The organism is Sphingomonas zeicaulis, from assembly GCF_050433225.1.
Lineage (GTDB): Bacteria > Pseudomonadota > Alphaproteobacteria > Sphingomonadales > Sphingomonadaceae > Sphingomonas_D > Sphingomonas_D zeicaulis.
In genome coordinates, this window is record NZ_JBNPXQ010000001.1 from 225,178 (window position 1) to 248,254 (window position 23,077).

The 23,077-nt window shown below is 66.4% G+C and carries 25 protein-coding genes, 1 tRNA gene and 1 pseudogene; 20 read left to right on the plus strand and 7 right to left on the minus strand.

What is annotated here, in order from left to right; all coding sequences use genetic code 11:
- Positions 1-81: 81 nt before the first annotated feature.
- The 3 genes from mtgA to FHS96_RS01180 all read right to left on the minus strand — a co-directional run bounded on the left by mtgA (position 82) and on the right by FHS96_RS01180 (position 3,147).
- Positions 82-783, minus strand: coding sequence for a monofunctional biosynthetic peptidoglycan transglycosylase (gene mtgA / locus FHS96_RS01170; protein WP_429587413.1), 702 nt, complete (start codon positions 781-783; stop codon positions 82-84).
- A gap of 420 nt (positions 784-1,203) precedes the next feature.
- Positions 1,204-2,139, minus strand: coding sequence for an RNA polymerase sigma factor RpoH (gene rpoH, locus FHS96_RS01175; RefSeq protein WP_429587414.1), 936 nt, complete (start codon positions 2,137-2,139; stop codon positions 1,204-1,206).
- Between the two features lie 54 nt (positions 2,140-2,193).
- The gene (locus FHS96_RS01180; protein ID WP_429587415.1) at positions 2,194-3,147 is read right to left on the minus strand and encodes an RluA family pseudouridine synthase; all 954 of its coding nucleotides are present in this window, start codon (positions 3,145-3,147) and stop codon (positions 2,194-2,196) included.
- A gap of 11 nt (positions 3,148-3,158) precedes the next feature.
- On the opposite strand from FHS96_RS01180, the gene FHS96_RS01185 reads away from it, so the two are divergent.
- From FHS96_RS01185 to FHS96_RS01195, 3 genes are all read left to right on the plus strand, one after another.
- A complete protein-coding gene (locus FHS96_RS01185) occupies positions 3,159-3,653 on the plus strand; it encodes a M67 family metallopeptidase (protein WP_429587417.1) in 495 nt (164 codons plus the stop codon).
- Positions 3,650-4,297 carry a histidine phosphotransferase family protein gene (locus FHS96_RS01190; RefSeq protein WP_429587419.1) on the plus strand — a complete coding sequence of 216 codons (648 nt, stop codon included), beginning with the start codon at positions 3,650-3,652 and terminating at the stop codon, positions 4,295-4,297. The genes FHS96_RS01185 and FHS96_RS01190 overlap by 4 nt, the downstream gene beginning before the upstream one ends.
- A 101-nt stretch (positions 4,298-4,398) precedes the next feature.
- A complete protein-coding gene (locus FHS96_RS01195) occupies positions 4,399-5,094 on the plus strand; it encodes an N-acetylmuramoyl-L-alanine amidase (protein ID WP_429587421.1) in 696 nt (231 codons plus the stop codon).
- Positions 5,095-5,260: 166 nt separating this feature from the next.
- Here the strand turns inward: FHS96_RS01195 and FHS96_RS01200 are convergent, their stop codons facing one another.
- Positions 5,261-6,493, minus strand: coding sequence for a dihydroorotase (locus tag FHS96_RS01200; protein WP_429587422.1), 1,233 nt, complete (start codon positions 6,491-6,493; stop codon positions 5,261-5,263).
- Complete coding sequence (locus tag FHS96_RS01205) at positions 6,484-7,473, minus strand: aspartate carbamoyltransferase catalytic subunit (RefSeq protein ID WP_429587424.1); 990 nt, start codon at positions 7,471-7,473, stop codon at positions 6,484-6,486. The genes FHS96_RS01200 and FHS96_RS01205 overlap by 10 nt, the downstream gene beginning before the upstream one ends.
- Before the next feature lie 80 nt (positions 7,474-7,553).
- Between FHS96_RS01205 and gatC the strand changes: the two genes are divergently transcribed.
- From gatC to FHS96_RS01250, 9 genes are all read left to right on the plus strand, one after another.
- Positions 7,554-7,841, plus strand: coding sequence for an Asp-tRNA(Asn)/Glu-tRNA(Gln) amidotransferase subunit GatC (gene gatC, locus FHS96_RS01210; protein WP_429587425.1), 288 nt, complete (start codon positions 7,554-7,556; stop codon positions 7,839-7,841).
- A complete protein-coding gene (gene gatA, locus FHS96_RS01215; RefSeq protein WP_429587426.1) occupies positions 7,841-9,322 on the plus strand; it encodes an Asp-tRNA(Asn)/Glu-tRNA(Gln) amidotransferase subunit GatA in 1,482 nt (493 codons plus the stop codon). The genes gatC and gatA overlap by 1 nt, the downstream gene beginning before the upstream one ends.
- 254 nt (positions 9,323-9,576) lie before the next feature.
- Positions 9,577-9,852: an AbrB/MazE/SpoVT family DNA-binding domain-containing protein gene (locus tag FHS96_RS01220; RefSeq protein WP_429587427.1), complete on the plus strand. Its 276-nt coding sequence runs from the start codon at positions 9,577-9,579 to the stop codon at positions 9,850-9,852.
- Complete coding sequence (locus FHS96_RS01225) at positions 9,849-10,265, plus strand: type II toxin-antitoxin system VapC family toxin (protein WP_429587428.1); 417 nt, start codon at positions 9,849-9,851, stop codon at positions 10,263-10,265. Before FHS96_RS01220 ends, FHS96_RS01225 begins: the two co-directional genes overlap by 4 nt.
- The gene (gene gatB / locus FHS96_RS01230; RefSeq protein WP_429587429.1) at positions 10,258-11,730 is read left to right on the plus strand and encodes an Asp-tRNA(Asn)/Glu-tRNA(Gln) amidotransferase subunit GatB; all 1,473 of its coding nucleotides are present in this window, start codon (positions 10,258-10,260) and stop codon (positions 11,728-11,730) included. The genes FHS96_RS01225 and gatB overlap by 8 nt, the downstream gene beginning before the upstream one ends.
- A 329-nt stretch (positions 11,731-12,059) precedes the next feature.
- Positions 12,060-12,701 carry a hypothetical protein gene (locus FHS96_RS01235; protein WP_429587430.1) on the plus strand — a complete coding sequence of 214 codons (642 nt, stop codon included), beginning with the start codon at positions 12,060-12,062 and terminating at the stop codon, positions 12,699-12,701.
- Positions 12,698-13,882: a M48 family metalloprotease gene (locus FHS96_RS01240; RefSeq protein ID WP_429587432.1), complete on the plus strand. Its 1,185-nt coding sequence runs from the start codon at positions 12,698-12,700 to the stop codon at positions 13,880-13,882. The genes FHS96_RS01235 and FHS96_RS01240 overlap by 4 nt, the downstream gene beginning before the upstream one ends.
- Positions 13,883-13,884: 2 nt before the next feature.
- Positions 13,885-14,481, plus strand: a complete 597-nt coding sequence (locus FHS96_RS01245) for a hypothetical protein (RefSeq protein WP_429587433.1) — start codon at positions 13,885-13,887, stop codon at positions 14,479-14,481.
- Positions 14,482-14,561: 80 nt separating this feature from the next.
- Positions 14,562-14,816: a hypothetical protein gene (locus FHS96_RS01250; protein WP_429587434.1), complete on the plus strand. Its 255-nt coding sequence runs from the start codon at positions 14,562-14,564 to the stop codon at positions 14,814-14,816.
- A gap of 46 nt (positions 14,817-14,862) precedes the next feature.
- Here the strand turns inward: FHS96_RS01250 and FHS96_RS01255 are convergent, their stop codons facing one another.
- Positions 14,863-15,054 carry a hypothetical protein gene (locus FHS96_RS01255; protein ID WP_429587435.1) on the minus strand — a complete coding sequence of 64 codons (192 nt, stop codon included), beginning with the start codon at positions 15,052-15,054 and terminating at the stop codon, positions 14,863-14,865.
- Between the two features lie 111 nt (positions 15,055-15,165).
- Here FHS96_RS01255 and FHS96_RS01260 point away from each other — a divergent pair.
- The 8 genes and pseudogenes from FHS96_RS01260 (at position 15,166) to FHS96_RS01295 (ending at position 22,845) form a co-directional block, all read left to right on the plus strand.
- A tRNA-Leu gene (locus FHS96_RS01260) sits at positions 15,166-15,250 on the plus strand.
- Positions 15,251-15,313: 63 nt separating this feature from the next.
- On the plus strand, positions 15,314-16,978 hold the full coding sequence (gene tig, locus FHS96_RS01265; protein WP_429587436.1) for a trigger factor: 1,665 nt from the start codon (positions 15,314-15,316) through the stop codon (positions 16,976-16,978).
- 75 nt (positions 16,979-17,053) lie between these two features.
- Complete coding sequence (locus FHS96_RS01270; RefSeq protein WP_429587437.1) at positions 17,054-17,986, plus strand: glycosyltransferase family 2 protein; 933 nt, start codon at positions 17,054-17,056, stop codon at positions 17,984-17,986.
- Positions 17,987-18,073: 87 nt separating this feature from the next.
- Positions 18,074-18,724: an ATP-dependent Clp endopeptidase proteolytic subunit ClpP gene (clpP, locus tag FHS96_RS01275; protein WP_429587438.1), complete on the plus strand. Its 651-nt coding sequence runs from the start codon at positions 18,074-18,076 to the stop codon at positions 18,722-18,724.
- A gap of 171 nt (positions 18,725-18,895) precedes the next feature.
- Positions 18,896-20,167 carry an ATP-dependent Clp protease ATP-binding subunit ClpX gene (clpX, locus tag FHS96_RS01280; RefSeq protein WP_429587439.1) on the plus strand — a complete coding sequence of 424 codons (1,272 nt, stop codon included), beginning with the start codon at positions 18,896-18,898 and terminating at the stop codon, positions 20,165-20,167.
- 850 nt (positions 20,168-21,017) lie between these two features.
- Positions 21,018-21,125, plus strand: a pseudogene (locus FHS96_RS01285) (PEPxxWA-CTERM sorting domain-containing protein); the annotation flags it as partial.
- Between the two features lie 84 nt (positions 21,126-21,209).
- Entirely contained in the window at positions 21,210-22,127 is a 918-nt protein-coding gene (gene xrt, locus FHS96_RS01290; RefSeq protein ID WP_429587440.1) for an exosortase, read from the plus strand.
- Positions 22,120-22,845: an exosortase C-terminal domain/associated protein EpsI gene (locus FHS96_RS01295; protein ID WP_429587441.1), complete on the plus strand. Its 726-nt coding sequence runs from the start codon at positions 22,120-22,122 to the stop codon at positions 22,843-22,845. Before xrt ends, FHS96_RS01295 begins: the two co-directional genes overlap by 8 nt.
- On the opposite strand, the gene FHS96_RS01300 is transcribed toward FHS96_RS01295, so the two are convergent.
- The gene (locus FHS96_RS01300) at positions 22,797-23,048 is read right to left on the minus strand and encodes an XrtV sorting system accessory protein (RefSeq protein WP_429587442.1); all 252 of its coding nucleotides are present in this window, start codon (positions 23,046-23,048) and stop codon (positions 22,797-22,799) included. The two genes, FHS96_RS01295 and FHS96_RS01300, sit on opposite strands and share 49 nt — an antisense overlap.
- Between the last annotated feature and the right edge of the window lie 29 nt (positions 23,049-23,077).

Below are 23,077 nucleotides of genomic sequence, written 5' to 3' on the forward strand. Positions count from 1 at the left end.
GACCGATCGCGCAAGGATGTCGCTCAGGCGCGGCGCGGGCACAACCAGGCTTCGGTAAGTCATGCTCATCGCAGCTTGGTGTCAGCGCAGGCAGCTATCCAGCCCGTCGCGCCTGACGACGCCGATGCGCGCAGCGATCGAGTTGCCGTAGCGGCGGGTGAAGCCGCGCGGACCGATCGCCTCGCGCTTCTTCGGCAGCGGCAGGACCGCCGCGATGCGGGCGGCCTCGCCGGGGCTGAGCCGGCTGGCATCATGGTTGAAATAACGCTGCGCACCGGCATTGGCGCCATAGGTGGCGATGCCGGTTTCCGCGACGTTGAGATAGACCTCCATGATCCGGCGCTTGCCCCAGATCCACTCGATCAGCAGCGTGAAATAGGCCTCGACGCCCTTGCGGAAATAGCCGCCGCCCTGCCACAGGAACACGTTCTTGGCGGTCTGCTGGCTGATCGTCGAGCCGCCGCGGATGCGCCTGCCCTTCTGGTTGCTGAGATAGGCCTTTTCGATCGCCTGCGTGTCGAAGCCGTTGTGCGTGCAGAACTTGGCATCCTCAGCGCCGATCGCGGCGCGCGCCATGTTCGGATCCATTGCGGACAGGCTCATCCAGTCCTTCGAAATGCTGCGTCCGCCGGCGATGTCGCCGATCATCGTCCAGGTGATCGGCGGCGGCACGAAGCGATAGATCGCCACCATCAGAATCGACAGCAGGAACCATGCCAGCATCGCCTTGATCAGCAGCATCAGGATGCGGGCGGGGAAGGAACGTTTGCGAGCCTTGGCCATGGATTCGCGCCTACCAAGCGATCGGGGGTTGGTGAAGGTGGGGTAGTGCGGAATTGAGAAGAAAGCCCGTTCCTGCGCCTGGCGCGATGGAATTCGAATTGACGAAGGGGCCGCCGCCGCGCTCCCTCTCCCCTCCGGCGAGAGGGCCGGGGAGAGGGGGAGTCGCGCGAGGCGTAAGGGCTTGCAGGGCTCGGCGTCGCCGCCCGGTCGGCTTTGTTCAGAGCAAACCGGTCAGGCCTCTACGCTCGGCGCGACTGCCCCCTCTCCCTGGTCCGCTACGCGGACCTTTCCCTCCCCATAGGGGCGAGGGGCGTGAGATTCTCGGAGCGCAAAAAAAAGCGCCGTCGGAGGCATTTCGCCTCCGCCAGCGCTTCACCACCCCGCTGCCCTCCCCCGAAGGAGAGGGCCGGGGAGATCGTCTTACGATGCCGGCAGCAGCCGGCGCTCACCGGCGATGCGCATCATCGCCTTCTGCAGCTTGTCGAACGCGCGCACCTCGATCTGGCGGACGCGTTCGCGGCTGACGCCATAGACCTGGCTCAGTTCCTCGAGCGTCTTGGGCTCTTCGGCCAGCCGGCGTTCGGTAAGGATGTGCTGTTCGCGGTCGTTGAGCGCGTCCATCGCCTCGAGCAGCATGTTGTGGCGGACATCCTTTTCCTCGGCGTCGGCGATGCGCTCGTCCTGCAGCGGATCGGTGTCGGCCAGCGCATCCTGCCACTGGCCTTCGCCATCCTCGCGCAGCGAGACATTGAGCGAGGTATCCCCGCCCATCGCCATGCGGCGGTTCATGCTGACGACGTCCTCCTCGGTCACCCCGAGGTCGGTGGCGATCTTCAGCACGTCCTCCGGACGCAGGTCGCCATCCTCGAACGCGTCGATCTGGTTCTTCATCCGGCGCAGGTTGAAGAACAGCTTCTTCTGCGCGGCGGTGGTGCCGATCTTCACCAGGCTCCACGACCGCAGGATGAATTCCTGGATCGAGGCGCGGATCCACCACATCGCATAGGTTGCGAGGCGGAAGCCCCGATCGGGCTCGAACTTCTTCACGCCCTGCATCAGGCCGATATTGCCTTCGGAGATCAGTTCGCTCACCGGCAGACCATAGCCGCGGTAACCCATCGCGATCTTCGCGACGAGCCGCAGATGGCTGGTGACGAGCCGCGCCGCCGCTTCAGGATCCTGATGTTCCTGAAACCGCTTAGCGAGCATATATTCTTCCTCCGGCGTAAGGAGGGGAAACTTCCTGATTTCCGAAAGATACCGGTTCAGGCTGGCTTCCCCGCCGAGGGCGGGGATCGTGGCGGGCATGTTGCCGCCGCTGCCGCTGCCTGCGTCGAAGCTGCCATTGTTTGCCATGATTCCAAACTCCCTGGTCGCACGAGGGCGACTCTTCGCAACGTGTATATCAGCTTATACCGAAAGCTTGTTGAACAGTTCCTGCATGTCCGCCGGAATTTCGCTTTCGAACGACAAAGCGTGGCTATGGATGGGGTGGATGAAGCCCAGACCCGCTGCGTGCAGCGCCTGCCGCTCGAACCCCAGCCTCTTCAAAAGCTCTCGATGCGTCTGCTTTACCCGGCCATAGACCGGGTCGCCGAGCAGCCCGTGCCCCAACGAACTCATGTGCACGCGCACTTGGTGGGTGCGGCCGGTTTCCAGCCGACATTCGACCAAGGCTGCATCCGCCAGCCGCTCCAGCAGCCGGTAATGCGTCACCGCCCGCTTGCCGCGGCCATCATCGACGATCGCCATCTTCTTGCGATCATGCGTCGAGCGGGCCAGCGGTGCGTCGACCGATCCGACGGACGGGTTGGGCCGTCCGCTGACGATCGCCAGATAGCGTCGGTCGATGCTGTGCTTCGCGAATTGTGCCGCGAGCCCCTCATGCGCCCGATCGGTCTTGGCGACCACCAGCAGCCCGGACGTATCCTTGTCGATCCGGTGGACGATCCCCGGCCGCGCCACCCCGCCGATGCCGGAAAGCCGCCCGGCGCAATGATGGAGCAGCGCGTTGACCAACGTGCCGTCGAAATTGCCCGCCGCCGGGTGAACGACCAGCCCGGCAGGCTTGTCGACCACCAGCAGATGCTCATCCTCGAACGCGATCACCAGCGGAATGTCCTGCGCCTCATTGTGCGCGGGGCGCGGGGCGGGGACGTGGATCTCGAACTCCTCGCCGGCCCGCGCCTTGATCGCGGGGTCGCGCACCGCGGTATCGCCGCGCAGCACTTGCCCCGCCGAAATCAGCGACTTGAGACGCTCGCGTGACAGAGTCGGCACCGCACCGGCGAGCGCGCGGTCCAACCGCCAGCCGTCGGACCCGGGCTCGATACGCGCCGTGACCGTGGAAACCCCCGAATTCATCGATTAGCTAGATGGGTATGCGGGTCCAAATTTCAAGGTCGCTCGTCGACGAACTCCTCCATGCCGCGGCCGCGTCTCCGGCGCTGGAGATATGCGGATTGCTACTGGGCGGGGAAGGGCGGATCGATGCGATCCTGCCCGCCGCCAATGTGGCGGCGGATCCGGCCCGGCGGTTCGAGATCGATCCCGCCACATTGTTCGCCGCGCACCGCGCAGCGCGGGCGGGCGGGGCCCAGGTGGTCGGCCATTATCATTCGCACCCGACCGGCTTGGCCGAACCCAGTCCGCGCGATGCCGAGCAGGCGGTGGGCGGAGAATATTGGCTGGTGCTGGCGGGCGGGGAGGCGCGGCTGTTCGTCGCGACTCGGGTCGGCGCGATTGCCGGGCGGTTCGAGGCTGTCGAGTTGGAGCCTGCGCGTGCATCGCTTGCATCCGTCGCGGCCAGCGCTCAGAAGGACGCCCCCGCCGCTTCTTCCCCACATCAGCCGGACGCCCCCCGTTCATGATCACCGCCGTCGAACTCGCCAGCCTCCTTTGCTCGCGGCTCTGCCACGATCTGCTGAGCCCCGTCGGTGCGCTCACCAACGGCATCGAATTGCTGGCCGACGAGCGCGACCCCGAGATGCGTGCGCGTTGCATGGATCTGCTGGCGGACAGCGCACGGGCATCCGCCGCGCGCCTCAAATATTTCCGCCTCGCCTTCGGTGCCGCCGGCGGCTTCGGCGAGACGATCGACGCGCGCGAGGCGAAGGCGGCGATCGAGGATCTGTTCTGCCGCGACGGCCGCATCGAGTTGGACTGGATGCTGGAGCAGGATATCGGCCGCACCCCGCTGAAGGTGCTGATGAACCTCGCGCTGATCGCCGGCGAGGCGCTGGTGCGCGGTGGCCGCATCAGCATCGCGGCCGAGCGTTCGGGGCTGCAGACCGAAATCGTAGTGCGCGCCGAAGGGCCGCGCTTTGCGCTCGATCCGGCGCTGCGCCACGCACTGGAAAATGATCTGACCGACGTTGCGGTGATCGCGCCGCGCGCCGCGCCGGCGGTGCTGGTGCGCACGCTTGCGCGCGAGAACAGCGGCGCGGTGCTGGTGTCGCACCCGCAGGAACCGGCGCTGCTGTTCGGCGCGATGATCGGCCCGCCGGTCGGCTGATCGTCGCAGAATCGGGATTCCTTGGGGCACTGCTTTGGGTTAGTGCGGATGGGGCGCGGCGCTGCCGTGCGGCCAGCGGGTGACGGGAAGAAAGCGCGCACATGGTATCGCCGATGATCGAGACGCCGTCCCCCAATTGGGATGAGCGCTCGCTGCCGATTTCGATGCTGGTGCTGCACTATACCGGCATGCAGAGTGGGGCGGAGGCGATCGCCCGGCTCGCCGATCCCGAGGCCAAGGTTTCGGCGCATTATGTCGTCGCCGAGGATGGCCAGATCGTCCGCATGGTCGCGGAGGACAAGCGCGCCTGGCACGCCGGTCGTTCGTGGTGGCGCGGGGTGACCGACATCAACAGCGCGTCGATCGGCATCGAGATCGTCAATCCGGGGCATGAACTGGGTTATCGCCCCTTTCCTGAAGAGCAGATGGATGCGCTGGTCCCGCTGGTCGGCGCGATCGTTGGCCGCCACGGCATCACCCGCGGCAACATCGTCGGCCATTCGGACATCGCGCCGGCGCGCAAGCGCGATCCCGGCGAACTCTTTCCCTGGCACCGGCTCGCCCGCCTGCGGCTGGCGCTGCCGCGGCCGACCAAGAACCTGATGGACCCCAATTGGACCGATGGGGGCTTCCTGCTGGCGCTGGAGCGGTTCGGCTATGATGTCGCCGACAAGATGGCCGCGGTCGTCGCCTTCCAGCGCCGCTTCCGCCCTGAACTGATCGATGGCGAGATCGATGGCGAATGCCGCGCGATCCTCCTCGCGCTGCTGCTCCCCAAGCCGCAGGGGGACGATTGAGTTTAAGCCCTCTCCCTTTGGGGGGAGAGGGTTGGGAGAGGGGCCGAGCGGAGCGAGGCTTCTTGTTCTTCGGGGGCAGCGCTGGAGGACGCTTCGGCGTCGAAAAACGCTCGCTTCGCTCGCGCCCTCACCCAACCCTCTCCCCGGAGGGGAGAGTGCTTCAAGCTCAATCGAACAGTTGCCCGCCCTTGATCATCCGCAGCACCTTTCCCTGCACCGGCAACCCGTCGAACGGCGTGTTGCCCGCGGTTGCGGCGAGGCGGTTGGTGTCGACCAGCCAGGGCGTCTCGGCATCGAACAGGATCAGGTCGGCGGCGGCACCCTCGCTCAGCACGCCGCCATCCACGCCCAGCAGGTGCGCGGGGTTGGTCGAGAGCAGGCGGAACAGCCGTTCGATCGGGATCAGCCCGTCGCGCACCAGCGCGAGGCCCATCGGCAGCAGCGTTTCCGCGCCGGCCATGCCCGGAGCCGAATCGGCGAAGGGCAGGCGCTTGTCCTCGGGGCCGCGCGGGTCGTGCGCTGAGCAGAGCACGTCGATCGTGCCGTCCGCCACCGCGGCGAGTGCCGCCTGACGATCCGCCTCGTCGCGCAGCGGCGGCGAGAGATGCGCGAAGGTGCGGAAATCGCTGACCGCGATGTCGGACAGATGGAGATGCGCCGGGTTGATGCCGCAGGTGACCTTCTGCCCTGCCGCCTTGGCGGCGCGGACCAGGTCGAAGCCGGCGGCGGTGGTCACCTGGCGGAAGTGGATCGGGCACTCCGCCTCGCGCGCCAGCCACAGGTCGCGCGCGATCGCGATCGCCTCGGCAATGGCGGGGGCGGAGGGCAGGCCGAGCCGCGTCGCGGTTTCGCCCGCGGTGGCGACCGCCGCGCCGGTGAGCCCGCCATCCTCGGCATGGGCGATGAACACCAGGTCATGCGCGGCGGCATAGCGCAGCGCGCGCAGCATGATTGCGGAATCCGAAATCCATGTACGGCCGCTCGAAACCGCGCGGGCGCCGGCGGTCTTCATCAGCCCATATTCGGCGAGCTCGCGGCCCTCCAGTGCGCGGGTGGCGGCGGCGATCGGGTGGATCCAGAGATCCGGCTTGCCCGCGGCGGCCGCGCGCTGGACGAGGCCGGGGCCGTCGAGCGGCGGCGACTGATCGGGCATCAGCCCGGCGCGGGTGATGCCGCCGGCGCGCATCGCCGGCAGGTCGATCGCGAAGATGCCGAGGTCGACGATGCCTGGCGCCACCATCGCACCACGGGCATCGAGCGTCTCGAAATCGGCGGGCACGTCGAATGCGCCGACCGCGGCGATGCTGCCATCCCGGATCAGCACGCCGCCCTGGGACACGCCGCCTTCCGGATCGACGATGCGCGCGTTCAGGATCGCGCGGCTTGCGATCAGGCCCATCCTTCGACCCCCCGGCGCTTGCGCGTCAGCACGTCGAGGCAGGCCATGCGCACCGCCACGCCCATTTCCACCTGCTCGGTGATCGCCGAACGCGCCCTGTCGTCGGCGACGCTGCTGGTGATCTCGACGCCGCGGTTCATCGGCCCCGGGTGCATCACCAGCGCATCGGGCTTGGCATTCTTCAGCCGCTCCGGCGTCAGCCCCCAGAAGGCGTGGAATTCGCGCGGGGAGGGGATGAAGCCGCCCGCCATGCGTTCGTTCTGCAGTCTCAGCATCATCACCACATCGGCATCGGCGATGCCGCGATCGAAATCGGTAAAGGGCGTCACCCCGAGTCGCTCCACCGCGGGCGGCAGCAAGGTGGGCGGGCCGACGACGCGGACCTGCGCGGCGAGCGCGGTCAGCGCGAGGATGTTGGAGCGCGCGACGCGGCTGTGCATGATGTCACCGCAGATCGCCACGGTCAGCCCGGCGATATTGCCCTTGCGGCGGCGGATGGTCAGCGCGTCGAGCAGCGCCTGGGTGGGGTGCTCATGCCAGCCGTCGCCGGCGTTGAGCACCGGGCAATCGACCTTGTCGGCGATCAGCCGCACCGCGCCCGAGCTCTGGTGGCGGATGACGATGCAGTCTGCGCGCATCGCGTTCAGCGTCACCGCCGTGTCGATCAGCGTCTCACCCTTCTTCACGCTGGATTGGGCGGCGTGCATGTTGACCACGTCCGCGCCCAGCCGCTTGCCGGCGATCTCGAACGACAGCAGCGTGCGCGTGCTGTTTTCGAAGAAGGCGTTGATAAGGGTGAGGCCGGCCAGCCGGTTGTCATGCTTGGTCTTGCCGCGGTTCATCTCCACCCACTGCTCGGCTTCGTCGAGCAGGAAATGGATCTCGTGCGGCTGCAACCCGGCGATGCCGGTGAGGTGGCGATGGGGGAAGGCCTGGCTGCCCACCAGGCCATGATAATCGCGGGGGACGGGGGTCGTCATCGGCTGAGGGCGTTAGCGCCACCAGCCCCCAAGCTCAAGCCGCGCTTGATGCCGATCGGGCGGGGTGCTAGCCGCCCGCCATGTCCGTAGACACAGCAACCGTCCGCAAGATCGCGAGCCTCGCGCGCATCGCCGCCACCGATGCCGAGGTGGAGGCGATGGTCCCCGAACTCAACAACATCCTCGGCTGGATCGAGCAACTGGGTGAGGTCGACACGGCCGACGTCCAGCCGATGACCGCGGTGATCGCCAATCATCTGCGGCTGCGCGACGATGTCGTCACCGATGGCGGCATTCGCGATCGCGTGCTCGCCAATGCCCCGCAGGCCGAACATGGCTTCTTCGCCGTGCCGAAGGTGATCGAATAATGACCGAATTTACCGATCTTGGCGTCGCGGCGATCCGCGACGGTGTGCGCGACGGAAGTTTCACCGCGCGTGAGGTGGCGACCGCCTTCGTCGACGCGGTGGCGGCGGCGAAGACGCTGAACGCCTTCATCGTGGAAACCCCGGAGCATGCGCTGGCCGCGGCCGACGCCGCCGACAAGGCGCGCGCCGAGGGTACTCTCAAGCCGCTGTCGGGCGTGCCGATCGGCATGAAGGATCTGTTCTGCACCGAGGGCGTGCAGACGACCGCCGCCAGCACCATGCTGGGCGGGTTCAAGCCGACCTACGAATCGACCGTCTCCGCCAATCTGTGGACGGCGGGCGCGGGCATGCTCGGCAAGCTCAATCTCGATCAGTTCGCGATGGGCTCCTCCAACGAGACCAGCGCGTTCGGCAACGTCATCTCGCCGTGGCGGCGCAACGATGGCGGCAACGCCGCGCTCGCGCCCGGCGGCTCCTCGGGCGGCAGCTCGGCGGCGATCGCCGCGCGGCTGTGCCCGGCGGCGACCGGCACCGACACCGGCGGCTCGATCCGCCAGCCCGCGGCGTTCACCGGCATCTCCGGCATCAAGCCCACTTATGGCCGCTGCTCGCGCTGGGGCGTCGTCGCCTTCGCCAGCTCGCTCGACCAGCCCGGGCCGATGGCGCGCGACGTGCGCGACTGCGCGATCATGCTGGAGGCGATGGCGGGCTTCGATGCGAAGGATTCGACCTCGCTGCGGCTCGACGTGCCGGCGTGGGAAGCGGGGCTTTCCGCCGACCTGCGCGGCAAGACCGTGGGCATCCCCAAGGAATATCGCGTCGACGGCATGCCCGCCGAGATCGAGGCGCTGTGGGATCAGGGCATCGCCTGGCTGAAGGATGCCGGCGCGACCGTGGTCGAGGTGTCGCTGCCGCACACCCGCTACGCGCTGCCGACCTATTACATCATCGCGCCGGCGGAGGCCTCCTCCAACCTCGCGCGCTATGATGGCGTCCGCTACGGCCTGCGCGACCTGCCCGATGGCGCGAACCTGCAGGACATGTACGCCGCGACCCGCGCCGCCGGCTTCGGCGCCGAGGTGAAGCGCCGCATCATGATCGGCACCTATGTGCTCTCGGCCGGCTTCTACGACGCCTACTACAATCAGGCGCAGAAGGTCCGCACGTTGATCGCGCGCGACTTCGACGAGGCCTGGACGAAGTGCGACCTGCTGCTGACCCCGACCGCACCCTCGGCCGCGTTCGCGCTGGGCGAAAAGGCGGACGATCCACTGGCGATGTACCTCAACGACGTCTTCACCGTGCCGTCGTCGCTCGCCGGCCTGCCGGCGATGTCGGTGCCGGGCGGCCTCGACGCACAGGGTCTGCCGCTGGGGTTGCAGATCATCGGCAAGGCGCTGGACGAGCAGGGCGTGCTCAACGCGGGCCTCGCGATCGAACAACGCGCAGGGTTCACGGCGCGGCCGGGGAAGTGGTGGTAAGCGACTGATTTCCAACAGGGGGCGGGGAATGGCAACCGGGAATGACGATCACGACGCATTCGACGAGGATTCCTACGTCCCTGAAGGAACCCAGTTTTTCGGCAGGGGCTGGAGAGCGAAGCGCGCGCGGGTGCATTCATCGGCGTATTGCTGACGCTAGATGGTATCGCGCGCTATTTCGGTGGCTGGTAGTCGCGCCATGATGGCGCGCGAACCGGTCGACAGGTAATACCTGAATTGGTAATACTGGGGCCATGGGTAAGCTGAGCAATCTCACGGTAAAGGGTCAGGTGACGATCCCCAAGGACGTGCGCGATGCGCTCGGCCTCAAGCCCGGCGAGCCGGTCGAGATCGAGTGGCGCGGCGGCGACGAGGCGGTAATCCGCAAGCCCCGTGTCGATCGCGAGGTGGAGATCGCGCGGATTCGTGCGGAGATCGAGGCGGCCGTGCAAGGCTTTGCATCGTTGCGTACGGGGCAAACGACCGACGAGATCATGCGCGAGATGAGGGGTGTCGAACCCCTGTCATGATCATGGTCGACACCAATGTGGTCATCGATCTGCTTGAATGTGACCCGAAGTGGTACGGTTGGTCGCTACAGGCGGTTTCCAACGCACGCAGCGGCCATGATATCGTCGCAAGTGCAGTGGTGGTGGCGGAGTTGGCCTATCATCTTACAACGCGCGGCGATGCCATGGATGTTTTGAGGGCTTTCGGGATTTCAACGCTCGATCTCGGCGCCAAGGCCGCTCTAGGTGCCGGGCTTGCCCACCAAGCCTACCGGAAGGCAGGCGGCAAGCGGGACAAGATCCTGGCGGATTTTCTCATCGGCGCGCATGCGGTGGATCAGGCGGACGCCTTGATCACCCGTGATCCGCGCCACTATCGCAGTTATTTTCCAGCGCTTGCGCTGATCAGCCCATCGAAAGACGATCATGACTGAAAGCAGCTATCGCATCCAGGGTGCCACCGGCGAATGGGAGGTCGTGATCGGCCTCGAGGTCCATGCGCAGGTCACGTCGAACGCCAAGCTGTTCTCCGGCGCGGCGACCGCGTTCGGGGCGGAACCCAATTCGCAGGTCAGCCTGATCGACGCGGCGATGCCCGGCATGCTGCCGGTGCCCAACCGTGAGTGCATCCGCCAGGCGGTGCGCACCGGCATGGCGATCGACGCGCAGATCAACCGCTGGTCGCGCTTCGACCGCAAGAATTATTTCTACGCCGATCTGCCTCAGGGCTATCAGATCAGCCAGCTCTACCACCCGCTGGTGGGGGAGGGCGCGATCGAGATCGAGCCGGCGGAGGGTGTCACCAAGACGATCGGCGTCGAACGGATCCATGTCGAGCAGGACGCCGGCAAGCTGATGCATGATCAGCACCCGACGCGCTCCTACGTCGATCTCAATCGTTCCGGCGTGGCGCTGATGGAGATCGTGTCGCGGCCCGACATGCGCTCGCCCGCGGAGGCCGGTGCCTATGTGAAGAAGCTGCGCTCGATCCTGCGCTATGTCGGCTCGTGCGACGGCAATATGGACGAGGGCTCGATGCGCGCCGACGTCAATGTCAGCGTGCGCCGCCCCGGCGAGCCGTTCGGCACGCGCACCGAGACCAAGAACGTCAATTCGGTGCGCTTCGTGCAGACCGTGGTCGAGATCGAGGCCAAGCGTCAGGTCGCGGTGATCGAGGATGGCGGCACCGTCGTCCAGGAGACCCGCCTGTTCGATCCGGACAAGTTCGAGACGCGGTCGATGCGCTCAAAGGAGGATGCGCACGACTATCGCTATTTCCCCGATCCAGACCTGCTGCCGCTGGAGCTGGACGATGCCTTCCTTGAGGAATGCCGCGCCAGCCTGCCCGAACTGCCGGATGCCAAGCGCGCGCGCTACGAAGGCGAACTCGGCCTGCCGGCGTATAATGCGGACGTGCTGACCGCCGAGGTCGAGACCGCGCGCTGGTTCGAGGCGCTGCTCGACGCTCTCGCCAAGCCCGAACTCGCCCGCCAGGCCTCCAACTGGGTGATCTCCGACCTGTTCGGCGCGCTCAACCGGCTGGGCAAGGATATCGAGGAAAGCCCGGTAACCCCGAAGCAGGGCGCCGAACTGCTCGGCCTGGTGGCGGACGGCACACTTTCGGGCACGCTCGCCAAGCAGGTGTTCGAGATCATGCTGGAAACCGGTGAGGACCCCGCGAAGATCGTCGAGGAAAAGGGCCTCAAGCAGACCAGCGACACCGGCGCGATCGAAGCCGCGATCGCAAACGTGATGGCCGCCAATGCCGACAAGGTCGCCGATTATCGCGGCGGTAAGGACAAATTGTTCGGCTTCTTCGTCGGCCAGACGATGAAGGCGATGGGCGGCAAGGCCAATCCCGGTGTCGTCAACGATCTGCTGAAGAAGGCGCTGGGGTGACGATTCTCTCGACGGGGTACCGTTGAGGTATCCCCGTCGGTATCCCGCCGGCGAAGCATCTCCGAAGCAGCGTGCAGGCATTTGCTTGCACGCTGTTTTTGTTTCCGTGCCAAACAGAGCAACGGCTTGAATAGTTTCGGCCGAATGCTAGTGATGCTTCGGGTCCGACTCGGGGGAGTCGGTGGGGAACGGGGGCGTTCATGAAATTTGGGGTTGTCGCGGCATCGGTCGTGGCGGGTTTGCTTATGCTGGCGTCGCCTGCGCAGGCCCAGTTTGGTGCGGAAAGCTCCGCGTCCAAGTCAGGCTTCAGTTTTCCGACCGAAGGGCCGGTGAAGATTCTGGTTTTTCGTCCCGACGTGTCGGTGGGCGAACAGTCGACGGGCGGATTGAACGAGCCCAATGCTGACTGGACGGCTTCCGCGCGCCAGCATATCGGCGCCGCCCTTGACAAGGCGCATGCGAGCCGGGCCAACGAACTGATCCTGATGCCCGAACTGGAAGGCGAGCAGGGCGTGCTGCTGGCGGACTATCGTTCGCTGTTCAAGGCGGTCACCAATTCGGTGATGGTCCACAAGCTGTTTCCGGGCAATCGTCTGCCGACCAAGAAGGAAAGCTTCAACTGGACGTTGGGCACCGGCACCACGAAGCTCGCCGAGATCGGCGGCGGTGACTATGGCCTCTTTATCTATACGTTCGACAGCTATGGGTCGGCCGGCCGCAAGGCGGCGCAGATCTTCGGCGCACTGATGGGTGTCGGCATCTCGTCGGGCGTGCATATCGGCTATGCCGGGCTCGTCGATCTCAAGACGGGCGAGCTGGTGTGGGTCAATGCGGATGTCGCCATGGGCGGTGACGTGCGTGATGCGGTCGGCGCCGAAAAGCGGGTCTCCCAATTGCTCGAGGATTTCCCGCAGCGCGCCGGCGCCGCGGTCGCGGCTCCCGCCGCAGCACCCGCACCCGCAGCACGATGATCGCGCGCGCATGTCGGCGGTTCGCCGGCACGCTCGCCGCAGCGGCGCTGCTGGCGGGGCAGTCTGCCGCGCTCGCCGCGCAGGCCGAACCCCAGGGCGCGCCGTCGGCGGCCGGCTATCAGCCGCAGGGCGCGGATGAGCGCGGCCTGTGGATGGAGATGGAGGAGGCCGAACGCGAACTGCGTACCTCCAAGTTCGTCGTCCGGGATCCGGCGCTCAACGCCTATGTGCGCGGGGTGCTGTGCCGCACGGTGGGGCAGGATCGCTGCCAGGGCGTGCGCATCTACATCGTGCGGACCGCGCAGTTCAATGCGAACATGGCGCCGAACGGCATGATGCAGGTGTGGACCGGGCTGCTGCTGCGCATGCGCAACGAGGCGCAGCTCGCGGCGGTGCTCGGCCATGAATTCGGCCATTTCGACAATCGGCATTCGCTGAAGATCTTTCGCGAGGTCCGTGCGAAGACCGATGCGATGGCCTGGCTGTCCTTCCTGCCCTACGGCGTCGGGCTGTTGGCGCAATTGGGCACGTTGGGTTCGATCTTCTCGTTCAACCGGGAGATGGAGCAGGAAGCCGATATCGTCTCGATCGATTATCTGAAGACCGGCGGCTATGCGCCGCAGCAGGCGTCATTGGTGTGGGCGCAGTTTCGCGATGAGCAGGATGCGACCGCGGCGGAACGCAAGGTGAAGAGCCGCAAGGACAAGAATGGAGGATTCTTTGCTTCGCACCCCAACACCGGGGAGCGCATGGCCTATCTTGCCAAGCTGTCAGATGCGGCGCCGACCACCGGCGATGCGCGCGAACTGGAGTATCGCGCCGCGCTTGCCGACTGGTGGGCGCCCTTCATCGACGATCAGATCAAGCTCAACGATTTCGGCGCGACCGAATTCCTGTTGAACCGGCTCGCGGCGAGCGGCTGGACGACGGAATTGTTCTACGCCCGGGCGGAGCTTTATCGGACGCGCGGCAACGACGGCGATTTCGAGAAGGCGGCCGAATTCTATCGCGCGGCGATCACCGCGGGGTCGCCGCTGCCCGAAGCGCGGCGCGGCCTCGGCCTCGCGCTGCTGCGGACGGGCGCGCCGATCGAAGGGCGCACGGCGCTGCAGGAATATCTGAGGATGAAGCCCGATGCAGGTGATCGGGCGATGATGGCGATGTTGGCGGGGGGAGTTTGAACATGCGTAAGGGATTGACCGTCGCGCTGGCGATGGCGCTGACGGTTGCGCCGGTGGCTTCGCTTTCGGCGGGCTGGAAGGTGATGACGCACGGCGTGCCCGTCGCGGTTGCCAAGAGCAGCATGACGGTGACGCCGGCGGTCGACTGGAACCGCTGGTCGGCGCGGCCGTCGAAGAAGGGTGAACTCTGGACGCTCGATGGGCTGGCGCTCAACGAACTGGCCTTTTTCGCCGGCGTGACCGAGGGCGAGGCGCTGTTCCGCGAACGGGACAAGAAGAACAAGCCGCTGCCCAAGTTCAAGTCCAAGATGCTGGCGCCCGATGTCGTCCAGATGTTCGAGGGGTCGATGCGGATCGTGCTCGATACCGCGTTGTTCGAGATCGACACAGTCGAGCCGGCCAAGCTGAGCGGGCATGACGGCGTGCGCTTCACCTATCACTATACGGTGAAGGCAGACGAACTCCGCCGCCTGGGCGAGGCGCGGGCCGCGGTGATCGGCGGCAAGCTGTATCTCGTCAACTTCCAGGCGCCGGCGATCCATTATTACGACGCGAACATCGCGGAGGTTCGCGCGATGATGGATAGCGTGAAGATCTAGACCGCCGAGGCGCGCCGCACGGGAACCGCTTGCCCGTTCGTCCATTCATCGCTCGATCGTCATTGCGATGGAGCGATTGAATGAAAATCGTTGTGGGCGAATTCGATACGCGGCGCGAGGCGGATCGCGCGCTGGAGCGGCTGGTGCAGGAATATGGCATCGAGCGCACCGGTATCGCGTTCGCGCCCGAGGGTCGCGGCAAGGGGGATGGGCGGATTGCCGAGGGCGGTTCGGCGCTGATGCCTGCGATCTCGATCGAGGCCGATGACGAGACCGCTGAGCTGGTGCGCAATGTGCTGGTGACGGCGGGAGCGGCCTATGCGCACGTCTGCTGACACGCGCATGGCCTTTGCAGCCTGATAGTTGGGGAGGGCGCCCGGACTAGACGAGGTCCGGATCGCCCTCGATATTGCCCTGGTCGGGCAGGTCGGCGCCGACTGCGCCGGACGTGTTGGGATCGTCGATCGGCGCAGGCAGATCGGTGTCGCCATCGGGTGGCACGATTTCGTCCGGAACCTCGGCGGGCATGTCGGGCGGGCTGTCGGGGGTGGGATCGGTGGGCACGGTGGCCATCGGTCGGTCTCCTTTCAGTGAAAGAAACGCGCGGGATCGGCACTTGATCCGTCGCCCGACTTGCCCTTAGGCCCAGCATTGCTATAGACGCCGCCGATCGGCGGTGTCCATGCGGGCGTGGCGGAACTGGTAGACGCGCTGGATTTAGGTTCCAGTATCGCAAGATGTGGGGGTTCGAGTCCCTTCGCCCGCACCAGTCCCGTCACCTGCGCGCTGACGCTGCCCAGACGGATTCACCCGATAAAGGCACGAACGAGCAATGCAGACTGTCGAGACGTTGAACGAGGGCCTGAAGCGCGCCTACACGTTGACCATCACCGCCGCTGACATCGACGCGCGAGTCGAGAAGGAAGTGAAGTCGGTGGCGCCGCAGGTGCGCATGCCCGGCTTCCGCCCCGGCAAAGTGCCCGCCAACATCGTCCGCAAGCTGCATGGCCCCGCGCTCGCGCAGGACGCGCTCAACAATTCGATCCAGGAGGGCGTGCAGAAGCTGATCGCCGACAACCGCCTGCGCCCCGCGCTGCAGCCGTCGGTCGAGCTGGTCGAGGGCTATGAGGTCGGCAAGGATGCCGAGGTCAAGGTCGCGCTGGAAGTGCTGCCCGACGTGCCGGCGCCGTCGATCGAGGGGCTGAAGCTGGAGCGGCTGACCGTGCCCGTCGCCGACGCGCAGATCGACGAGGCGGTCAACCGCATCGCCGGCCAGAACAAGAGCTTCGAAGACGCCCCCGCCGACCATGAAGCCGCGACCGGCGACCTGGTGGTGATGGACTTCGTCGGCAAGGTCGACGGCGAGCCCTTCGAGGGCGGTACCGGCGAGGGCATGTCGGTCGAGATCGGCTCGGGCCAGCTCATCCCCGGCTTCGAAGACCAGATCATCGGCGTGAAGGCCAATGACGAGCGCACGATCGAGGTGACCTTCCCCGAGGATTACAACGCCGAGCACCTCAAGGGTAAGCCGGCGACGTTCGACCTCGTCATCCAGGCGGTGAAGACCCCCAAGGAGACCGCGGCCGACGACGAGTTCGCCAAGCAGCTCGGCCTTGAAGGCATCGATCAGCTCCGCGATCTGATCAAGGGCCAGATCGAGCAGGAGCATAACGGGCTCACCCGCACCCATATGAAGCGCAAGCTGCTCGACCAGCTCGCCGAATCGCACGACTTCGAAGTGCCGCCGACGATGGTCGAGATGGAATTCGACCAGATCTGGCGCCAGCTCGAGCAGGAAGCGGGCCACGAGGCCGATCCGGAAGCCGCGAAGCAGGAACTGGAAAACGATCGCGAGGATTATCGCCGCATCGCCGAGCGCCGCGTGCGCCTGGGCCTGCTGCTGTCCGAGATCGGCCAGGCCAACGGCGTCGAGGTCAGCCAGGGCGAGATGCAGCGCCTGATGGCGCAGGCCGCGCAGCAATATGCGCCGCAGGATCGCGAGCGCTTCATCCAGTACATCCAGCAGGAGCCGATGGCCGCCGCCCAGCTGCGCGCCCCGCTCTATGAGGACAAGGTCGTCGATTTCCTGTTCGACAAGGCCGAGATCAGCGACCGCGAAGTGACCCGCGAGGAGCTGGAAGCCGAGATCGAGGCGGATGAGGACGGCAATGTCCACGTCCACGGCCCGGATTGCGGCCATGATCACAGCCACCATGATCACTCGCACGATCATGACCATGGCCACGACCATGCCGAGCCCGCCGCCGAGGCCGAGCCGGTGAAGAAGCCCGCCAAGAAGGCGGCGGCGAAGAAGGCCGCCCCGGCAGAGGACGCCGAAGCCGCCGAGGCGCCCGTCGAAGAGGCCGCCGAGGCCAAGCCGGCGAAGAAGCCGGCCGCCAAGAAGAAGGCCGCCGAGGCGACCGACGCGGGCGAGGCCGAAGCTGAGCCGGCGAAGAAGCCTGCCAAGAAGGCGGCGAAGAAGGCCGACGCGGAGTAATCGTCATCCGTCGTGACGTTTGATACTCACCCCTCCCCCGCGCCGGGGGAGGGGCACTTATTTCCGGAGCGCGGCATGAGCCCCCGCATCGCCGTCCTGCTTCCATGCTATAATGAGGAAGCGGCGATCGCGCAGACTGTGGCCGGCTTCCGCGCCGCGCTGCCCGATGCGCGCGTCTATGTGTACGACAACAACAGCAGCGACCGCACCATCGAGGTGGCGCGCGCCGCGGGTGCGATCGTCCGCACCGAGCGGATGCAGGGCAAGGGCCATGTCGTCCGCCGCATGTTCGCCGACATCGAGGCCGACATCTATGTGATGGCCGATGGCGACGCGACCTATGACGCCGCGGCCGCCCCCGCGATGATCGAGCGGCTGTTCGACGAGCAGCTCGACATGGTCGTGGGTGCGCGCGCGTCCGAGGTGGAGGCTGCGTATCGGCGCGGCCATCGCCTCGGCAACCGCGTGCTCACCGGGCTGCTGGCGCAGCTCTTCGGCCGCAGCTTCACCGATATCCTGTCGGGATATCGCGTGTTTTCGCGGCGCTTCGTGAAGAGCTTCCCGGTGCTGTCCTCCGGTTTCGAGATCGAGACCGAGATCAGCGTCCACGCGCTCGAACTGCGCATGCCGGTGGGGGAGGTGGTGACCGCCTATGCGGCGCGCCCGGAAGGCTCTGCGTCCAAGCTTGCGACCTATCGCGATGGCTGGCGGATCTTCCGGACGATCGGCACGCTGTATCGCATCGAGCGGCCGGTACTCTATTTCGGCGGCATCGGTGCCGCGCTGGTGCTTGCTGCGGTGATCCTGGCGCTGCCGCTGCTGTTCACCTGGCTGCAGACCGGGCTGGTGCCGCGGTACCCAACCGCCGTGCTGGCGACCGGCCTCACCATCGTTGCCTTCCTCAGCTTCGCCTGCGGCCTCATCCTCGACACGGTGGTGCACGGGCGGCGCGAGATGCGGCGGATCGCCTATCTTTCGCATCCGGCACCGGGCGCGATCGACGCCTGAAGCAAGGCCCCTTGAAGCCGTACCGCTTTCACCCGATGTAGGGGAACGGCAAAAGGCTTATAAGCGCGACAAAGGATGCACTTCCACATGAACAACCCGTTCGGAAACGGCCAGATTCACGACGCTCTGGTGCCGATCGTCATCGAGCAGTCGAATCGCGGCGAGCGGAGCTTCGACATCTATTCGCGCCTGCTGCGTGAGCGGATCATCTTCGTGACCGGCCAGGTAGAGGATCATATGGCCTCGCTGATCACCGCGCAGTTGCTGTTCCTCGAATCGGAAAATCCGAAGAAGGACATCTACATGTACATCAACTCGCCGGGCGGTGTCGTCACGGCGGGCATGGCGATCCACGACACGATGCAGTATATCCGTCCGCGCGTCGGCACGGTGTGCATCGGCCAGGCGGCGTCGATGGGCAGCTTCCTGCTCTCCGCCGGTGAGCCGGGGATGCGCGTGGCGCTGACCAATGCGCGGATCATGATCCACCAGCCTTCCGGCGGCGCGCAGGGCCAGGCGACCGACATCGAGATCCAGGCGAAGGAGATCCTTCGCATTCGCCAGCGGATGAACGAGCTGTATGCCAAATATACGGGCCAGCCGCTCGAGGTGATCGAAAGCTCGATGGAGCGCGACAAGTTCCTGAGCGCCGAGGAAGCGAAGGCTTTCGGCCTGATCGACCAGGTGTTCGACAAGCGGCCGACGCCGGCTGAAGAGCCGACGCAGGCGGCGGCGTAAATGATGGGCGGCGGCGCGATCGCGGCCGACCGGGCGGATGCCCGGTGCGCGATCGCACCGTCGCTGACATCGGGCCGGGTCATGGCGGAGCAATATTCGCCATTGCCGGTTTCAAATAGTGCGGGCTAGGATGGGCCTGAACCAGAGGGCATATTGCCCGGGGATGATGTGATGACGAAGCTGCAAGGTGGAGATTCCAAGAGCACGCTGTACTGCTCGTTCTGCGGGAAATCGCAGCATGAGGTACGCAAGCTGATCGCGGGGCCCACCGTGTTCATCTGCGACGAGTGTGTCGAGCTGTGCAACGACATCATCCGTGAGGAGACCAAGTCGTCGCTGGTGAGCCGCAAGGATGGCGGCGTGCCCACCCCGCAGGAGATCTGCGACGTCCTCGACGATTATGTGATCGGCCAGGCCCGCGCCAAGCGCGTGCTCTCGGTGGCGGTGCACAACCACTACAAGCGCCTCAACCACGGCGCCAAGGGCGCGGATGTCGAACTCGCCAAGTCCAACATCCTGCTCGTCGGCCCCACCGGCTGCGGCAAGACGCTGCTCGCGCAGACGCTCGCCAAGACGTTCGACGTGCCCTTTACCATGGCGGATGCGACGACGCTGACCGAGGCCGGCTATGTCGGCGAGGATGTCGAGAACATCATCCTCAAGCTGCTGCAGGCCAGCGACTATAATGTCGAGCGCGCGCAGCGCGGCATCGTCTATATCGACGAGATCGACAAGATCAGCCGCAAGGCCGAGAATCCCTCGATCACCCGCGACGTTTCGGGCGAGGGCGTCCAGCAGGCGCTGCTCAAGCTGATGGAAGGCACGACCGCGTCGGTGCCGCCGCAGGGCGGCCGCAAGCATCCGCAGCAGGAATTCCTGCAGGTCGACACCACCAACATCCTGTTCATCTGCGGTGGCGCCTTCTCGGGCCTCGAAAAGATCATCGCGGATCGCCTGCAGGGCAAGTCGATCGGCTTCGGCGCCTATGTCGCGGCGCCCGAAGAGCGCCGCACCGGTGAGGTGCTGCGCCAGGGCGAGCCCGAGGATCTGCTGAAGTTCGGCCTGATCCCGGAATTCGTCGGCCGTCTGCCGGTGATCGCGACGCTCGAGGATCTTGACGCGGACGCGCTGGTGAAGATCCTGTCCGAACCCAAGAACGCGCTGGTCAAGCAGTACCAGAAGCTGTTCGAGATGGAGGGCGTGAAGCTCGGCTTCACCGACGAGGCGCTGACCGCGGTCGCCAAGAAGGCGATCGAACGCAAGACCGGCGCGCGCGGCCTGCGCTCGATCCTGGAAGGGATCCTGCTCGATACGATGTTCGACCTGCCGGGCATGGACGGTATCGACGAGGTGATCGTCGACAAGGATGTCGTCGAAGGTCGCAAGGATCCGGTGCGCGTCTATGCGCAGAAGGAAAAGGGCAAGGCCGGCGACGCCGCCTGAGCCAATCGTACGAATGGAAAGAGACGGGGCGGCGCGGAAGCGCCGCCCTTGTCGTATATGAAGCCCCGGCGTTTGTCATAGCGCACTTCGTGGAGCGGGGCTTCTCACCAGGCTTTGCGCTCTACCGCGTTGCACCGCCGCTTGTCCCGCTCACCGCATATGGTTCACGCTCCACCGCCGTCCGACCGAATCCCGCGATGAGCCGCGGGCAAGGGAATCCAGATATTCCGCGAGTTTGATACACTTGGCGCTGTGGCGGCTGGTCGGTCTGGGTCTTCGGGATCCGGTGGAGAGATCGATCGGCCGCCATCATTGCGAAGTGTTGGCATCCGCGGCCGTCTGGAACCTTTGCGCCGCTCATGATGTTCTTCGTAATGCGTTGCGCTGCACAATGACCAGATTGTGCAGTGAAGCGTGTGGGGGGCCTCACCCGTACAGGGAGGCCTTAATGCGACCTGTTAAACTCTACCTGACGATGGGCGCGGGCGCGCTCATGGCGTTCGCCGCACCGGCGAGCGCGGCATCCGATCCTTCCACGTCCGGATCTTCATTCGGACTTTCCTCGTTCGGTGATCCTCAAGCCGGCATCGCGGCCGGCACCGGCGCGCTTGGTGCCGCATCCGGAGGCTTCTCCGGCGGCGGCTATAGCGGTGGCGGTGGTCACGGCGGCGGTGGCGGCCATGGTGGTGGTGGCGGCTACGGCGGCGGTGGCGGTCACGGCGGTGGCGGAGGCCATGGCGGTGGCGGCGGTCACGGCGGTGGCGGTGGTCACGGCGGTGGCGGTGGTCACGGCGGTGGCGGTGGTCACGGCGGCGGTGGCGGTGGCGGGCATCCGCCCGTTTCCCAGGCTCCCGAACCCGGCACCTGGGCGCTGATGATCCTCGGCTTCGGCCTTGCCGGTGGCGCGCTGCGCCAGCAGCGGCGGATGCGCAACAGCGCACGACCGGCCCTCGCCTGACCGGCAGCTTCGGTTCGACTGACTGAACTGGCCATGCCCGCGGGTGCGTTCGCGCCTCGCGGGCATGGTGGATGGGGAGTTCATATGGACATGGTGACGTCGCTCGGCGGTGCGTGGGCGCCGCCGGCACGGGAGGATATTGCGCGGGCCCGGCGCAAGCTGGCGCCAGGTTGGCCGCTGATCGGCGGCATTGCGATCCTCGCGGTGCCGACGCTGATCGATCTGGCGGAGGGGCCGTGGGCCGGCGAACAGGGCTCTTACGGCCTGATCCTGCTGGCGCTTTCGGGCTGGATGATCGCGCGGCGCTGGCCGCAGATGAAGGCTGCGGGCAGCCCCGGCAATGCGATGATCGGCGCGGTGCTGCTGGGCGGCGTGCTCATCGTCCATCTCATCGGCCGCATCCTCGGCTGGGTGCCGCTGGAGGCGGCGGCGCTCTACGTGGCGCTGGTCGCCACGCTCTATCTGTTCGTGGGGTTGCCGGGGCTGCGCGTCGCGGGCTTTCCGCTGCTCTACGCCGCTATCGTCGTGCCGCCGCCGCCCGGGCTGATCGCCGCGATCACCTCCGGACTGCGCCTGCGCATCACCGAGGCGGCAGTGGCGCTGCTCGATGCGTTCGGGCTGCTCGTCGCGCGCAGCGGGCTGACACTCTATGTCGATCAGTATCGCATCGCCGTGGCGGAGGCCTGCTCGGGGATCAATTCGCTGATCAGCCTCGCGGCGATCGGCTTTTTCTACATCCATATCCGCGGCCGCCGGCTCGATCCGGTGAGCATCGCGATCGCTGCCGCGATCACGATCGCGCTGGCGGTGTTCGCCAATTTCGTCCGCGTGATCGGCATCGTGCTGATGACGCATTTCTGGGGCGTCGGCGTGGCGCAGGGGCCGCTGCACGAGGGGCTCGGCTTCCTCTGCTTCGCGCTCGCACTTGGCGGGGTGATGCTGCTCGACGCGCTGATCCCGCAGATGCCGCGCCGGACAAATGCGGAGACCGCCGATGGCTGAGATGTTTTCCCGCACTTCGCGCCGCGCCTTTCTGGCCGGCGGAGCGATGGCGCTGGCGGGCGGCGCCGGCATCGCCGCGCAGCCGCGCCGGCTGGAGCAGATGCGCACCGGCACGCCGCTGGCGCAGCTCGTGCCCGAGACGATCGGCGACTGGCGCATCGACAGCGACGAAGGGGTGGTACTGCCCGAGGCGGACGTGCCGGACCAGCTTTACGACGCGGTGCTGGCCCGATCCTATGCAGCACCCGATCTGCCCGCGATCATGCTGTCGATCGCGCATGGCGGCGCGCAGAGCATGTCGATGACCTTGCACCGACCCGAGACCTGCTATGCCGCCGCCGGTTTCACCGTCGTCGCGCTCGGTGAGGCGTCATGGCCGATCGAGGGCGGGGCCGCCTTGCCGGGACGGGTGATGACCGCGCGGCGTGAGGATCGCACCGAACAGGTCGGCTATTGGCGCCGCATCTCCGATGCCTTCCCCACCAGCCGGCTGGGCGAGTTGCGGGTGATCGCGGCGCGCAACATCGCCGGCGTCATCCCCGATGGCGTGCTCGTACGCTTCTCCACCGTCGAGGCGGACGAAGCGCGGGGCCGCAGCGTGATCGCGCGGTTCGCGGCGGCGCTCAGCGGCGCGCTCGACCCGGCGGGACGCGCGCTGCTGCTGGGCGATCAGCGCGGCGGGCGGCCGCCGAACGGGCGCAGCACGACCAGGACATAGGCGATCACCAGCACCAGCAGCCCGATCGCGACAAGCGTATAGCCTTCATTACCTGCGTAGTTGACCGCGGCGCAGCCGACCGCCGGCACAAGATACGCCCAGATCGGGTGCCGATCCTCAGAGTCGCCCACGGAGCGTTGAAGGAAGAGAACGATCAGCCCTGCAAACAGGGCCAGGGAAAGGAAATCATAGAATGTCTTCACCCGAAAAGGCGTGGCATCGAATGGCGTTG

What these genes read in the sequence shown, in the direction of transcription:
- mtgA (WP_429587413.1), bottom strand. Translation starts at nt 783, where the DNA reads ATGGCCAAGGCTCGCAAACGTTCCTTCCCCGCCCGCATCCTGATGCTG.
- rpoH (WP_429587414.1), bottom strand. Translation starts at nt 2,139, where the DNA reads ATGGCAAACAATGGCAGCTTCGACGCAGGCAGCGGCAGCGGCGGCAAC.
- FHS96_RS01180 (WP_429587415.1), bottom strand. Translation starts at nt 3,147, where the DNA reads ATGAATTCGGGGGTTTCCACGGTCACGGCGCGTATCGAGCCCGGGTCC.
- FHS96_RS01185 (WP_429587417.1), top strand. Translation starts at nt 3,159, where the DNA reads ATGGGTATGCGGGTCCAAATTTCAAGGTCGCTCGTCGACGAACTCCTC.
- FHS96_RS01190 (WP_429587419.1), top strand. Translation starts at nt 3,650, where the DNA reads ATGATCACCGCCGTCGAACTCGCCAGCCTCCTTTGCTCGCGGCTCTGC.
- FHS96_RS01195 (WP_429587421.1), top strand. Translation starts at nt 4,399, where the DNA reads ATGGTATCGCCGATGATCGAGACGCCGTCCCCCAATTGGGATGAGCGC.
- FHS96_RS01200 (WP_429587422.1), bottom strand. Translation starts at nt 6,493, where the DNA reads ATGGGCCTGATCGCAAGCCGCGCGATCCTGAACGCGCGCATCGTCGAT.
- FHS96_RS01205 (WP_429587424.1), bottom strand. Translation starts at nt 7,473, where the DNA reads ATGACGACCCCCGTCCCCCGCGATTATCATGGCCTGGTGGGCAGCCAG.
- gatC (WP_429587425.1), top strand. Translation starts at nt 7,554, where the DNA reads ATGTCCGTAGACACAGCAACCGTCCGCAAGATCGCGAGCCTCGCGCGC.
- gatA (WP_429587426.1), top strand. Translation starts at nt 7,841, where the DNA reads ATGACCGAATTTACCGATCTTGGCGTCGCGGCGATCCGCGACGGTGTG.
- FHS96_RS01220 (WP_429587427.1), top strand. Translation starts at nt 9,577, where the DNA reads ATGGGTAAGCTGAGCAATCTCACGGTAAAGGGTCAGGTGACGATCCCC.
- FHS96_RS01225 (WP_429587428.1), top strand. Translation starts at nt 9,849, where the DNA reads ATGATCATGGTCGACACCAATGTGGTCATCGATCTGCTTGAATGTGAC.
- gatB (WP_429587429.1), top strand. Translation starts at nt 10,258, where the DNA reads ATGACTGAAAGCAGCTATCGCATCCAGGGTGCCACCGGCGAATGGGAG.
- FHS96_RS01240 (WP_429587432.1), top strand. Translation starts at nt 12,698, where the DNA reads ATGATCGCGCGCGCATGTCGGCGGTTCGCCGGCACGCTCGCCGCAGCG.
- FHS96_RS01245 (WP_429587433.1), top strand. Translation starts at nt 13,885, where the DNA reads ATGCGTAAGGGATTGACCGTCGCGCTGGCGATGGCGCTGACGGTTGCG.
- FHS96_RS01250 (WP_429587434.1), top strand. Translation starts at nt 14,562, where the DNA reads ATGAAAATCGTTGTGGGCGAATTCGATACGCGGCGCGAGGCGGATCGC.
- FHS96_RS01255 (WP_429587435.1), bottom strand. Translation starts at nt 15,054, where the DNA reads ATGGCCACCGTGCCCACCGATCCCACCCCCGACAGCCCGCCCGACATG.
- tig (WP_429587436.1), top strand. Translation starts at nt 15,314, where the DNA reads ATGCAGACTGTCGAGACGTTGAACGAGGGCCTGAAGCGCGCCTACACG.
- FHS96_RS01270 (WP_429587437.1), top strand. Translation starts at nt 17,054, where the DNA reads ATGAGCCCCCGCATCGCCGTCCTGCTTCCATGCTATAATGAGGAAGCG.
- clpP (WP_429587438.1), top strand. Translation starts at nt 18,074, where the DNA reads ATGAACAACCCGTTCGGAAACGGCCAGATTCACGACGCTCTGGTGCCG.
- clpX (WP_429587439.1), top strand. Translation starts at nt 18,896, where the DNA reads ATGACGAAGCTGCAAGGTGGAGATTCCAAGAGCACGCTGTACTGCTCG.
- xrt (WP_429587440.1), top strand. Translation starts at nt 21,210, where the DNA reads ATGGACATGGTGACGTCGCTCGGCGGTGCGTGGGCGCCGCCGGCACGG.
- FHS96_RS01295 (WP_429587441.1), top strand. Translation starts at nt 22,120, where the DNA reads ATGGCTGAGATGTTTTCCCGCACTTCGCGCCGCGCCTTTCTGGCCGGC.